Origin of the sequence: Marinobacter salsuginis (assembly GCF_009617755.1) — a bacterium.
GTDB lineage: Bacteria > Pseudomonadota > Gammaproteobacteria > Pseudomonadales > Oleiphilaceae > Marinobacter > Marinobacter salsuginis.
Genome location: NZ_BGZH01000001.1, coordinates 1,158,751 through 1,172,195 on the forward strand (window position 1 = coordinate 1,158,751; position 13,445 = coordinate 1,172,195).

Consider the following 13,445-nt stretch of genomic DNA (forward strand, 5'->3'; position numbering starts at 1 on the left):
CAATAGTCAAAGGGAGGTGTCTATGGGCATGCCTGGGATCCGTCACTACCTGCTGCCATCAGTGTTACTTCTATCCTTGTCAGGTTCTGCTCTTGCGCAGTCGGCAGAAGAGTTATTAAAGGAAATCAACGAGCGCAAGGAACGCATCAATCAGTTCCGGGCACTGCTGAATGATCCCGACCAGAGCACCCGACTTGCAGCACTGGATGTCATGTTGAAATCCGACGACCTTGCCATGAAGGAAGTGGCCTATGGCATTGGTTTCAATAGCGCCGATGATGCGATGCGAGCGCTTGCCTTAAAGGGAAAGTTCAGAGACGTCACCGTTCTGCCCTTTAAACTGACAGCCGGCGAAAAGGAAACAGAAGCTGAAAAAAGTACTTTGCAAAAGTTGGCGAACTCCTACAGCTTCAAACTAGGCGAGTTTCACGAGGACACGGGCCAATTCACTTTCTCTGGTGGCGATTATCCCCCCGCGAAATACAACGGACAGATAAGTGGAACGGGGCTTGAGTTCCAGTCTCGTTATTGTCAGGGCTACTTCACGCTGGGAGACAGCGCAAATCTGAATGGAGAACTGCGTTGCAGCGGCGCCTACGAAGGAACCTACTCTGCCACAGCGCGGCTACAGTAGTTATCTGACAGGGATGACAAGGCCGGCAAGCCCGACTCCGGCCTCATCGCCCCAGTGAGAATAGATCCTTAGCATTATCTTCCGGGCTCGGACTGGCGCAAAAGCCACCTCCCTCGAACTGTCAGAGGTGAAGTAGGTTCCCGTCACTACCGGCATCCAGCCGCCGTTTTCCCTGGAGCTGACCAGAAGCTCAAAATCCCTGGGCAGACTTTCTGGGGGCACAACTCCATCCCCGATCAGGACCACCCGATCAACAACTTGCACCCCGTCTCCTCGTAGGTCGACAACCACTTCGATTGGAAATCCCTGAGCTGCTGCCAGCCAGACCGTACCAGCTCCTATCTCATCAATAAGGTTGGACACCCGGTATTCTGCGGACAACGCGGGACTTGACCACCTCTCAACGGTCGCTGCCAGGTTGTCCTCGCTGGCATCAGCGACCTCGGGCAAGACTGTTGTTGTTATCGGACTACCAGTTTTCATGCCGAAAAATGGCCGGACGGTTTCTACTGCACGATCGAACCGCAGCACTTTGCCTTCCCCACTCTGCGGATCAACGGACATAAGAATTCCCGCCGGTGCATCATTCAGCACGAGCAAACTCCCACTGAGGCCTTTAAACAACTGGCTTTCAGGCCCGACAGGGCTGACTCTCAGATACAGAAGCCCCACATCCGATACCCTTACGTTTCTGCGACTCAGGCTGCCGTCCGAATTGACTGATACGATCAGGCCGCTTCCCGCCGTCGATAAGACCCGATCCAATGAAGAGGGAGCGCCCAGATCGAAGTCACAGCCATCCGAGATGGCTCCGGTCACACGCAATACAGCAAGATCGTAGCCAAAGCGTTGTAAAAGATCTGCTTCTCCTCTGGGCCGGGAACTGCTCCCACCGACCAAGGTGGCGAAAAAACCATCACCGATCACGTGTGCCGGGGTGACGGCATAGCACTCATTCAGACGGCTCATCAGCACAGCCTGACCGTGCTCACCGGCACTTAAAAAGGCCTGAGGAGGTATCGCCTCTGCCGTGCGAAACATCTGTAACAGAATTAAGAGGAGCAGAGCTCTCGTTCTAATCACGGGTGGCCACATCCCTCAAAATTTCACGAACATTGGAATAGATTTCTATTGCTGCGAACAACAGTGCTCCGAGACCCGCGAAAAACGAAAGCAGGGGATCGTAGAGGAACCGGGCCCAGCTCGTAGCCCTTATTTGATAGCCGGAACTGCCCAGCCTCTCAACTTTGACGTGGTCCGCACTTCCGTGGGCAACAAGCTGGATCGCGTTCAGAGCCTCGGTAAACCTTTCCTGATTGGAGGGCTCGATTCTCAAAAAGCCCTCAACGACCGCTTCCTCATGCTCGTCGGGCTCTCTCCAGAAACCGACCTTGTCGCCCCGATCCAACTCACTGGTCCCTGCATTGTAGCGGGTATCCCGGAAAAGCTGCTCTTCAAGCACGTTGACGGTTCCCTGCAGCAGAATACTGTCCACGCCACTGCTCACATCATCTCCGACAACAAGATTGCCCCGAAAGGGCCAAACAAGTGGCCTTTCTTCCGACGCCACCTTAAGCGAAGCCCACTTTCCGAGCCGCCTATCGTCGTTGCCGGGGCTGACGATACCGCCAACCGACCCTTCGCTGGAACGAAGCGTGAGCCGGACATCTTGGATACCATGACGCTGTATATCCACCCGGGTACCCCGGCGAATCAAAAGGTAAGCGTTCTCTGAAAGTGATATTGCGGCACCCTCCGTCGTGAAAGGTTCCGTGTACAGAGCGGCCCCGCCCACACGCCACTCTGAGAAAGCACCATCCGTAGTGACCAGAGACGCGGCTTCCGTTACGGCATTCAGTGTGAAGATGCGATCACGACCATCCAGATAAAGGCCCAGAAAAACCAGGATAAGGCCCGCCGAGAAGCACAAAGCCACCTTTCGGGGCTGCCTATTCAGGCTCATTGCAGACAGGAATCGGATTCTGCGAAGGCGCCTCCTTGCTGAACAGGCAAGTCTCATACACTTCACCTACCAGCTCGATCCGGCAAACGCACGACCAGCTCCGTCGGCGGCATCATCCGATCAAACCTTCGGCGCATGATGCGAAGGGCCAGGCTTCCAGTACCGGCATCGGTAATGGGCACTGTGCAGATCGTGTCGTATCCGGTTCGGCGGCCCTCCCGGATAAGACCGCATGCAATTGTTCCGGCCTCGACATCCGGCGAAGTGACCACCGCAAAGGTATCCGAGCGGCCGGAATTAACCAGGATATCCAGAGAGTCCGGTAAATGATTACTATCCCCACGGACAGCTATCAGAACGGGGCCACGCTCTACCTCATTGCAATCCCCCTCGTATCCGAGGACAGAGAGATCCTTCGCCGCGTAGCGGCTGAGATCATATTCGGAGTGGTTGGGCAGTCGAACCCTGTCGGCCTTCGTACCAGTCGGCCATCGGAAAGTGTTTTCAGACCAGTACAGTCCATCACGGGAGACTACCCGGACACAGACATCCTCACCTTCCCTTACCGGTGATGAAAAAAGTGACAGGGTCTGAGCGGGCCTAGCATTCGAGGCCAGAACACCCGCCACAACCCGGCCACTGACGGACGCCTCTTCGGTCAGAGATTCCAGAAATCTATCGCCCTTCAGCGTCAGCTCTGCAACGGAATCCTGAGCTGACGCAACCTGGGAGCAAATAGCGCACAATGTACTGATTGCCAGAACAACCGCGCGATAGTCCATGTTCCGCTTCCCTAGCCAAAATCATGAAAGCGGATGGCCTGCACAGCAAAAATCAGGACCCAATCCGGATGTGTACTGTTAACTATAGCAGGGAAATCCACCAGGAACGGACTCTCCGCCCTGGCCGGTTGACTTGCAATTCAGAGTGCGACAGGCCAGTGCAAGAAGTACCTCGTTACTCATCATTCCAAAACTCGTAAATCAACCGTGCAACTGAAAAGGAGATGTTCACAGTAGGCGCCGGGTGCGGCAATCTTGGCCTCCACCATGCGCTTCCTTTAAAACGCCACTGTCACTGTAAAAAGGACTCCCAGTAAGCCGCCTATCGTGAAGGCACCCCCAAGAACGCTGAAATAACTGTGAGTGTCTCAATCACCAATCACCACAGTTCCCGACCCAATAGTCACCCCACCACATGAAATCGAACCGCCTGTCACCGCTGCCGGCCTGCCATTGATCAGGACAGTCGACGAACCTCCTGTGATGGTCCGCGGATGGGGCGGATGCTTGGGTTTGGAGTGGGCTGCCAGCGGATCGCCCACCCGGGCAACGGGCTTGCCATCAATCAGTACATCTGGGGAACCGGCAATCACCGGGGTGGGCGGGAAACCTTCGTGATCGGAGCCGAGGTCTCCGAGCAGAACAATCGCTTTACTCATGTCGCGTCCTTTGCGTTTTTGCAGAGCCATCCTGGCTCTTTAGCAGTAAACCGGCAGTTTATACTGAAGCACTCTGCCAGCCAAACCCTTCGATCTCACAGTGTGATGGAATCAAGGGGTAGGAAACGTCAGGCAATTCCGGGCCAGGTCGACCCGAAATCCGGGTGGCCGATATCCGCTGTTAACTGTAATATCCGCACAGGTTAACAGCGACAACCCAGAATCAGACCGTCTGACGGAGAATTATCATGCGCAATGCTGACCTCGTCACCCGTGGCCTCAAGTCCGTGTGGCACCCCTGCACCCAGATGAAAGACCACGAAGGCGCCGTGCCCCTGGTGCCCATCAAGCGGGGTGAAGGTGTCTGGCTGGAAGATTTTGAAGGCAATCGCTTTATCGATGCCGTCAGCTCGTGGTGGGTCAATCTGTTTGGCCACGCCAATCCGAGAATCAACGCGGCGATCCAGAAGCAGATTGGCGAACTTGAGCACGTTATCCTTGCCGGTTTTACCCACGAGCCGGTCGTCAATCTGTCCGAGCGTCTTATCGAAGTTACTCCACCGGGCCTGAATAAGGTCTTTTACGCCGACAACGGCTCCTCGGCCATCGAAGCCGCCCTGAAGATGAGCTTCCACTACTGGAAGAACCATGGCAAACCGGGCAAGAAAAACTTTGTGAACCTGAGCAACAGCTACCACGGTGAAACCCTTGGCGCTCTGGCCCTCGGCGATGTGTCGCTCTACAAGGACACCTACCAGCCATTGCTGATGGAGGTACTGACAGCCCCTTCCCCAGACGCCTTCAACAAAGAGCCGGGTGAGACCGATGAGGCCTACGCACTGCGCCAGTTTGAAGCCATGGACAAGCTCCTCGCCGAAAAGCACGACGAAATCTGCGCCGTGGTGGTGGAGCCGCTGATCCAGTGTGCCGGCGGCATGCGAATGCATCACCCCATCTACCACACCAAACTTCGGGAAGCCTGCGACCGCTATGGCGTGCACCTGATTGCGGATGAGATCGCCGTTGGTTTTGGCCGTACCGGCACCCTGTTTGCCTGTGAACAGTCCGGCATCACTCCGGATTTCATGTGCCTGTCCAAAGGACTTACCGCCGGCTACCTGCCACTGTCCGTGGTATTGACCACCGATGATGTCTATAACGCCTTCTACGACGACTACGAAACCCTGAAGGCCTTCCTCCACAGCCACAGCTATACCGGCAACCCCATTGGTTGCGCCGTGGCGTTGGCGACCCTGGACATCTTCCGTGATGACAATGTCATCGAGAGCAACCACCGGCTATCTGCCTGCATGGCCGAATCCGTCGCCCATCTTGTGGACCACCCCAATGTCGGCGACATCCGCCAGCATGGCATGACCCTAGCGGTGGAAATGGTGAAAGATAAAGCCTCGAAAACGCCCTTCCCCTGGCAGGAACGCCGTGGCATTCGTGTTTACCAGCATGCATTGACTCGCCAGGCCTTGCTTCGCCCCCTGGGTAATGTGGTTTACTTCATGCCGCCTTACGTGATCACCGAAGAACAGATCCGCCATCTGGGCCAGGTTGCAACGGAAGGCATTGAGATCGCAGTTCGCGACTGACAGCCGCCCGGACCTGAGAGACCAGCCCATGCGTATACCCCGCATCTACACCGATTCCGCCCTCACGGAGGGCGGCACCGCAGCACTTGATGACAACGCGGCGCAACACGTCGGGCGGGTATTGCGCATGCAACCGGGGCAGGATCTGCTGCTTTTCAACGGCGATGGCAACGACTACCCCGCTACCATCACCAGCGCCAGCAAGAAGAACGTGGAAGTCCAGGTGGGCACTCCACAGGCCAACGCCACAGAATCCCCCCTCGAAATCGTCCTCGGCCAGACTCTCTCCAAGGGCGACCGCATGGACTACGCGGTGCAGAAAGCCGTGGAAATGGGTGTTACCCGTATCGTGCCGCTGACCACCGAACGATGCGACGTAAAACTGAAGGGCGACCGGGAAGACAAACGCCTGCGCCACTGGCAATCCGTTGCCATCAGCGCCGCCGAACAGTGCGGGCGCGCCCGGGTACCGGAGATACTGCCGGTGATGACGGTTTCCGAGTGGCTGGAACACAGCCGCGATTGCGAAGTCCGCCTTGTATTGCATCACCGCACCGAGCACGCTCTGAAGTCCATTATTCCCCCGGGGCGAGTTGCGCTGATGATCGGCCCGGAAGGCGGCCTTTCGCCCGAGGAAATTGCCCGGGCGGAAAAAGAGGGCTTTCTGCCGGTAGCCCTTGGCCCCCGGGTGCTGCGCACCGAAACCGCACCGGTTGCGGCCATGGCGCTTTGCCAATGGCTGTGGGGTGATATCGGCAGCTGATCGATTCCGACCGTGCCGCCGTCTCATGTCGGCACGCAAGTCATTGACATGGAGGGGTGCCAACAACATTATCCCTGTCGACTCCGAAAGCAAAAAAACGATCACACGCGAGTAACGGGATGACAAGCCTGCTAAGCACCCAAGAATTCTGGCAATACCTCAGTATCCCGGTTATTGCCGCCCTGATCGGCTGGACCACCAACTGGCTGGCCATCAAAATGACTTTCTATCCCCTGGAATTCATTGGCAAACCACCGCTGCTCGGCTGGCAGGGCATCATCCCCTCGAAGGCCCGGAAAATGGCCGCTATCAGTGTCGACGCCACCATCTCGAAGATCGGCACCGTTCGGGAAATCTTCCAGCAGATTGACCCCAAGGTTCTGGCCACCCATATCGTTCACTATGTCGAACCCCGCATCGAGGAGTACGTGGACGAAATGATGCTCAAGGAATACCCCACCTTCTGGGAAAACCTGCCCGCCTCTGCCCGGAAGATGGTTTACGACCGCGTCCGCAAATCAACGCCTCAGCTGGTGGACAACCTGGTTGAGGACGTCTCCGATAACATCGAAGACCTGCTGGATATCAAAGGCATGGTCATTGACCGCCTGGCCAGCGACAAGGAATTGCTGAACCGGATCTTTATTGAATGTGGTGAGGTGGAATTCCGGTTCATCATCAACTCGGGGCTCTACTTCGGCTTCCTGTTCGGCCTGATCCAGATGGCGGTCTGGTATGTCTACCCGAGCTGGTGGGTACTGCCCTTCTTCGGCCTGCTGGTGGGCTGGGCGACCAACTGGATTGCCCTGAACGTTATTTTCCGGCCGCTGCACGCCAAAAAAGTCGGGCCATTCCGCATTCAGGGCCTGTTCCTGAAGCGCCAGCCGGCCGTGGCAGAATCCTTCTGCCACATCGTGACCCACGAGATTCTTACCGTCGGCAACATCATTAACGCCATTCTCGATGGGCCCAAGGGTGATCGCGCCCGCAACATGGTCAAGAAGCACATCAAACCGCTGGTGGATGAAACCGCCGGCATGGGCAAGGCGCTGACCCAGATGGCCTTCGGCCCCACCGGCTTTGCCACCCTCAAGAACAAGGTGGGCGAAAAAGCCATCGAAATATCGCAGACATCGTTCAACAACCCGGTGTTCGAGAAGGACCGGGCCCGGGCGGTGGAATCGATCATGGTCGAGCGGATGATCGCCCTGTCTTCTGAAGAATTCCAGGACCTTCTCCGGCCCTGTTTCCAGGAGGACGAAATCAAACTGATACTTGTGGGCGCTTTCCTGGGCTTTGGCGCTGGCATCTGCCAACTGGTGTTCGTGTTCGGGGAATCGTTCCTGTAAATTCCCGCAGTAATTCACGGGCTTGAAACCTGTGCAAGGATGCGTCGTACATCTATACTCTCAGAAACGGAGGTTCATTACTTCGAACAGGTTCGACCCGGAGGCAACGGATGCCAGGTTTTCTCTCCTGGATTTCAGGATTATTCACCACTAAACAACCTGCACCGCCAGCTTCAGAGGCGAGGCTGTTCAATCCATCCCCGCAGATCCCGCCCAACGAAACCCCGGACACAGGCCCTGAACTGGCCCAACAGTTGGAGGAGCACCTGTTCTGCTGGCTACTGGACGCCGAACCCGCGGCTTTGCGGGCTGATCTTTCGTCTTACGACGAGGTGCTGGCGGAACTCGATCAGCGCCTGTCCAAGAACAAAATGGAAGAACTTCCACGGCAACCCATGAGTCTGCCCATGCTCATGCGGGCTCTCTCTGATGAATCGACCGACCGCCACCGGCTGACAGAGATCATTCTTGGAGATCCGTCGCTGACCGATCAATTGTTGCAGATTGCCAACAGTCCCTACTTCCGCACCAGCGACCATGCCATTGAGTCGGTGGACCAGGCGGTGTTCATACTCGGGGTGGATGGCATCAGGAACGTTATTTCCGCCGCGGTAATGCGCCCCATGATGGCCGCGAGGAACAGCCGAGAAGCGCTTTTCGGGCAACGCGTCTGGCGCTGGGGCCTGACCTGCGCACGATCGGCGGAATTGATTGCGAGGACTCAGGGAGAAGACACTAGCGCACACTTCATGGTGGGTTTGCTGCCTTCACTTGGCTACATCACCATCCGCCGGGAACTGCAACGCATCTGCCGGTCACTTTCTGCATCCGGAGAACCGGAGCCTGCACTTATCCGCCACGCACTGGCGAGGTACCAGTGGGCCACCTGCCAGTTACTGGCGAACGAATGGAACCTTCCCCCCAAGTATCACGCCTACCTTCTGGCGGCCGAACGACCGGCGCCAAGACAGAAGCATACGCCCCTGACCGATGGCATGGTCATTGGTACCAGGGAGGTACTCAGGCACGCGCACCAGCGGAATCTTGCCGAAGAGCAGTTGCCAAAACTGGTACGTTTAACCCCGGACCAAATCAGCAACGTCCGCAACGCGGTGCAGAAGATGCTCCGGGAAGGCGGTCGATCAACGGTCAGGAGCTGACACAGGCACAGGTTCGGCCAATGATCCGGCCCTCTCCTGATGATCATCAGCTCGCAACAACTCGGCGAATGTTCGCGTCTCCTCCACCTTTCGCGAACCCAGCAATTCAGCCGGAATGACCTTTGGCAGCCGGTCAACTATCCGGTCCTCGTCGTGGCGAACAGCCCTGAGTACCTCACCCACGGTAATAAGATCCAGTGCCCGTCCGGGCACAAGTCTATCGCCCTGGCTTCCGGCCAGGCTGAGCAAACCCGCCCGGATCAACTTGTCACTGAGCGCACGGGTCACCTCACCCGGCACTCTCAACTGGTGCTCCAATACTTCCTGCTGAGGCGCCGGCTCCCCCTCACTGAACGGTTTGGCCACCAGCCACATAGTCGCGAGCGCCACATTCTCCTGGAGCTCCGGTGCCAATTGTACCTGGCGCCGCTTGGCCACTGACCCGGGATTCTGCAGATAAAACGCCAGGCTGGCACCGAGTAGCAGGATCATCCAGTTCAAGTAGATCCAGATCAGCAGGATGATGCCGATGGCGAAACTGGAATAGATTGCGGCGTACTTGGCCGAACCCGCCACAAAGGAGGCAAACAGCATACCGCCAGCTTGCCAGGAAACCCCGGCCACGAGACCGCCGATGGCGGCATACCGCAACTTGACCCGGGTGTTGGGCATGAACACGTAAACAAAGGTGAACGCGCCAACCACCAGAAAAAACGGCGTAAAGCGGCTGGCAACCAGAATCACCGAACCGAACGGCTCGATTTCAATCAGCTTCTGGACAATGGTTGAGGAGAAAATGGTCGCGCTCACACCAATAGCTGAAACCATCAGCAACGGTCCCACCATGATGACGCTCAGGTAGTTGCTGAAGCGCTGTGCCATGGAGCGCATGTCCGGCACGCGCCAGATCATGTTGAAGGAGCGTTCGATTTTCTGAAGCAGGGACACCACCGTGTAGACCAGCAACGCCAGGCCGACAGAGCCGAGCACCCCAACCTTCATGTTATCCACGAACCCGAGGATCTGCTCGGCGAGTTGTATCCCCTGGGGCCCCAGCGGCTCAAAGAACTGGAACAGGAATGGTTCCATCCGCTGATGCACACCCAGCGCCTTGAGAACCGAAAAGCTCAAGGCAAGAAGCGGCACGATACTCAGCAGCGTGGTGTAGACCAGGCTCATGGCATGAAGTGTGAGCTGCCCGCTGACTACGTCCCGGGCCATGGCGTACGCCGTGCGTCCGACCTTGTACAACCAGGTCCAGGGCCAACTCTGGGGAGGGTTCGAGTTGGACAGAATCCAGCTTTCAGCAGCCTGGAGTCTTTCTCTCATCTGAATGGAAGCCACGCAAAGTCCTGCATGCAAGTGTTTTCCTAAGCTTATCAGGCAACTGTCAGTAGACAACCCGGCTGGCGCTTATTTGCGTATTCAGTACCGGAACTGACGAATGTTGCTGGTCAGGATCTCACTCAGCGAGGCCACACGGTCAGTCATGGATTCGGCATTTCGGGCGTTGTCTGATATCTCCTCTATCTGCTCGGTCAGATTGATCAGGTTTTCGTCAATACTGCTCACAGCGTCCCTCTGTTCTGCGGCCGCCTGGGCGACCTCCTGATTAAGTGAACGCATTGCCAGGGCCTTGTCGTCAATGGCCTGGAGGCTCTGGCTGCACTCCTGGATCAGCGCCACCGTGCGTCGGCTTTCCTCTCGACTGGTCTCGGCAGAATCTACCGCACTCCGGGCCCCCTTCTGCAGGGCCGTTACCAGCTCGTCAATCTCCTCGGTAGATCCGGCGGTCTGCTGGGCCAGGCCACGAACTTCGTCGGCAACAATGGAAAATCCCCGCCCCGCGTCACCCGCCCGGGCTGCTTCAATGGCCGCATTGAGCGCCAGCAGATTGGTTTTCTCGGAAATAACCCGGATAACCTCCACCGCACGCCCGATGGATTCACTCTGTCCAGCCAGCGAGCGAATAGACACAGCCACTTCTTCAATGCGCTCTTCAAGTTGGCTCATTGCTGTGACCGACGCCTGAGCGGCGGCGCCTCCGGAGGACGTCAGCTCACTGACCTCGCGGGACAGGCGTTCGGCGTTCCGGGCATTATCTAATACACCTTCAGCTGTGACCGTCACCTGGTTGGCGGCGGTCGCAACGAGGCTGGTTTCGTGTTTCTGACGCCCCACATACTCATTCAGGCTCTGGGAGCTGGCCCGGCCCCGCGCCGCCACATCCCCCAGATCTCCGGTGGTGCCAGCCACCTGGCCAATCAGTCTGGCAAACCGTTCAAGCATCTGGTCAAAGGCACTGGCAATAACCCGAAGCTCGTCCTTTCGTTGATAATGCAGGGTGCCAGCGAGATTATTGGTTTCCTGGATGTCGGAAATTTGCCGCCCGAGACGATTTATGGGCCGCGTCAGTGACATCAGGAACAGGCCGCCAAGCACCAGGGCCGCAACCACCAGGGTAACCGCCATGACCAGACCGGTCTGCCGGGCGCCATTAATATCCTGCTGGACAGCTTCGGCGCTGCCCACGACCTCATCCGAGGCGGTCAGCAGGTCGGCACCGGCGGCCAGCACACCTTCTGAAAGAGCGCTCGCCTGTTGTTGGTAGTCCACGCGAATGGCACCCAGATGGTTGGTCAGCTTTACCGCCTCTTCTCGGGCAACCTCCGCCATTGAGCGCCCCATGAGCATCATGGACTTTTCGAAGAATTCGAACATCCGTGCACCAACAGTCCGATAGGTATCCACAGATTCCTTCATGTCGGCAACCCTATCACCTAGAGCCGCATCGGCTATGGCCATGGAATCCAGCTCTGCCAGCAACAGCGCCAGAGCCGCCTCGGCCTTCTCAAGAGATTCCAGATCTGCGTTCAGCGCTGCGTGGAAATACCAGTACTGCATCGCATCCAGGTGCTGCTGCGCAGTGGTCACCCGGCCGGCCAACACACCGATTGCCTGCTGACGGTCAATCAGTTCCGACTGCTGCTCGGTCGCGGCGCGCTGGCCGGCAATGATGGTTGCCTGGTCGTCCACTCTTGCCCCGATAACATCAATGCGGGACTGCATCAGCCAGGATGACAGGACCGAAAGCCCGATCAGTACCGAGAACAGAGCCACGATCCGGGCACGAATACTGAAACTGGAGAAGCGTAGCGTCATTGTCTGGGCACCTGCCGGGCGTCAATTGATGAGGGGTTAGTTGGAGGCTTCGGTCGTCACATAATGGCGGCGGGTCCAGCCGCGCATTTCGTCCAGGCGTTGCAACCGGGTTGAGGCCTCGGTCAGGGTGGCGCGAATAGGCTCCTCACCTTCCAGCATGCTGGTGAACCGAATTGTCATCAGGTCCCAGAAGCGCTTCATCTCTGGAATATTGGGCATGATCTCGCCCCGACTGGCGGATCGGAAGGTATGGTCAATGAACGGGTCTTCTCGGAGCGTGTTCACAACATCCAGATGGGCTACGGCACCAAGGGGTTTATCATCGTTGACCGAATGAAGCCCCTGCTCGGTAAGCAAATACTCCTCCAGGAATTCCCGGGCTACCTCCTGATTGGTGGACACCGCACTGATGCCGGCCGCCAGGACCCCCACGAAGGGTCGTCCAGGATCCCCGGTTGTTGTCGGCACATCCGCAATGCCGACATCAATGCCGGCTCCACGCAGCTCGCTCCAGGCCCAGGGCCCGTTGATGATCATGGCCACTTCCCCGGCCTTGAAGCCTTCCATCATGGAGCCGTAGTCGGCGCCGGCGGCCAGCACGCCCTGCTTGAGCAGGTTGCGGATGCCGATCACCGCATTCACGGCACCGTCAGTGGCAACGCCTACGTCGGAAAGGTCGTAGACAAAACCCTCCGCCCCAAAACTGTATCCGCCGGAACCGGCAAAGATTGGCCAGGAAAAGTATACGTTTCGGTAGTCCCAGGAAATTGCACTGACACCTTTACTGGCCAGCTTCCGGTCCAGTTCGGCCACCTGGTCCAGAGTCCGCGGCGGTTGCTTGACCAGATCCTTGTTATAGAGAAGGCTCACAACTTCCATAGCGATGGGATACCCATAAACGCGATCACCCACCGACACTGCCTGCCAGGCGAAGGGTGCAATCGATTCACGGAAGGTGTCTGAGGGTTTGATTGGTGTCAGGTGGCCCTCGTTGATCCAACTGCCGAAGCGGTCGTGGGGCCATATAACGATGTCTGGAGCCTTGGCAGTATATCCGTAGTGGTCGTACTGGGAGGTCAGATCGTCTGGAGTTTCAACCGTGACGGGAACCCCCGTCTCCTGCTCGAAGCGCGTGCCGACCTCGGCCAGGCCGTTGAAGCCTTTGTCAGAATTGATCCAGATAAGCAACTCGCCCCGCTCGAACGCCAGTGCTGTCTGGGAGCAAAGCAGAGCACAACACAGTGCTGCCAGTGTTTTCCCGATCATGATGTATCGCCCTTTTGTTTTTGTTTGAGCGTGGGCAGTTTAGGCAGGAAGCGACAACAACTACGTCATACAGCTGTCATCTTTTCGGGGATGAAGCGGGGGGCGT

Annotated in this window: 12 protein-coding genes; 5 read left to right on the forward strand and 7 right to left on the reverse strand. The window is 57.4% G+C overall.

All coding sequences use genetic code 11. The features are described from left to right. Nucleotides 1–22: 22 nt before the first annotated feature. Complete coding sequence (locus tag GJU83_RS05380; protein WP_069184435.1) at nt 23–634, forward strand: hypothetical protein; 612 nt, start codon at nt 23–25, stop codon at nt 632–634. Here the strand turns inward: GJU83_RS05380 and GJU83_RS05385 are convergent, their stop codons facing one another. The 4 genes from GJU83_RS05385 to GJU83_RS05400 all read right to left on the reverse strand — a co-directional run bounded on the left by GJU83_RS05385 (nt 635) and on the right by GJU83_RS05400 (nt 4,038). After that, nucleotides 635–1,603 carry a hypothetical protein gene (locus GJU83_RS05385; RefSeq protein ID WP_167516389.1) on the reverse strand — a complete coding sequence of 323 codons (969 nt, stop codon included), beginning with the start codon at nt 1,601–1,603 and terminating at the stop codon, nt 635–637. 106 nt (nt 1,604–1,709) lie between these two features. Continuing rightward, nucleotides 1,710–2,597: a hypothetical protein gene (locus tag GJU83_RS05390; RefSeq protein ID WP_153633905.1), complete on the reverse strand. Its 888-nt coding sequence runs from the start codon at nt 2,595–2,597 to the stop codon at nt 1,710–1,712. 62 nt (nt 2,598–2,659) lie between these two features. Continuing rightward, on the reverse strand, nt 2,660–3,379 hold the full coding sequence (locus GJU83_RS05395; protein ID WP_069184438.1) for a hypothetical protein: 720 nt from the start codon (nt 3,377–3,379) through the stop codon (nt 2,660–2,662). Between the two features lie 368 nt (nt 3,380–3,747). Further along, nucleotides 3,748–4,038 carry a type VI secretion system PAAR protein gene (locus GJU83_RS05400; protein ID WP_153633906.1) on the reverse strand — a complete coding sequence of 97 codons (291 nt, stop codon included), beginning with the start codon at nt 4,036–4,038 and terminating at the stop codon, nt 3,748–3,750. Nucleotides 4,039–4,286: 248 nt separating this feature from the next. Between GJU83_RS05400 and GJU83_RS05405 the strand changes: the two genes are divergently transcribed. The 4 genes from GJU83_RS05405 (at nt 4,287) to GJU83_RS05420 (ending at nt 8,911) form a co-directional block, all read left to right on the forward strand. Continuing rightward, nucleotides 4,287–5,639 (forward strand): adenosylmethionine--8-amino-7-oxononanoate transaminase, encoded by a 1,353-nt coding sequence (locus GJU83_RS05405; RefSeq protein WP_153633907.1) that lies wholly within the window; start codon nt 4,287–4,289, stop codon nt 5,637–5,639. A 28-nt stretch (nt 5,640–5,667) separates the two neighbouring features. Further along, the gene (locus GJU83_RS05410; protein WP_153633908.1) at nt 5,668–6,402 is read left to right on the forward strand and encodes a 16S rRNA (uracil(1498)-N(3))-methyltransferase; all 735 of its coding nucleotides are present in this window, start codon (nt 5,668–5,670) and stop codon (nt 6,400–6,402) included. Nucleotides 6,403–6,521: 119 nt separating this feature from the next. Next, entirely contained in the window at nt 6,522–7,751 is a 1,230-nt protein-coding gene (locus GJU83_RS05415; protein WP_153633909.1) for a DUF445 domain-containing protein, read from the forward strand. Between the two features lie 110 nt (nt 7,752–7,861). Next, on the forward strand, nt 7,862–8,911 hold the full coding sequence (locus GJU83_RS05420; RefSeq protein WP_069184442.1) for an HDOD domain-containing protein: 1,050 nt from the start codon (nt 7,862–7,864) through the stop codon (nt 8,909–8,911). Here GJU83_RS05420 and GJU83_RS05425 read toward each other — a convergent pair. The 3 genes from GJU83_RS05425 to malE form a co-directional block, all read right to left on the reverse strand. Next, entirely contained in the window at nt 8,894–10,255 is a 1,362-nt protein-coding gene (locus tag GJU83_RS05425) for a YihY/virulence factor BrkB family protein (RefSeq protein WP_153633910.1), read from the reverse strand. The genes GJU83_RS05420 and GJU83_RS05425 overlap by 18 nt on opposite strands. Before the next feature lie 81 nt (nt 10,256–10,336). Beyond that, a complete protein-coding gene (locus GJU83_RS05430) occupies nt 10,337–12,073 on the reverse strand; it encodes a methyl-accepting chemotaxis protein (protein ID WP_069184444.1) in 1,737 nt (578 codons plus the stop codon). Nucleotides 12,074–12,109: 36 nt separating this feature from the next. After that, a complete protein-coding gene (malE, locus tag GJU83_RS05435; RefSeq protein ID WP_069184445.1) occupies nt 12,110–13,339 on the reverse strand; it encodes a maltose/maltodextrin ABC transporter substrate-binding protein MalE in 1,230 nt (409 codons plus the stop codon). Nucleotides 13,340–13,445 lie beyond the last annotated feature (106 nt).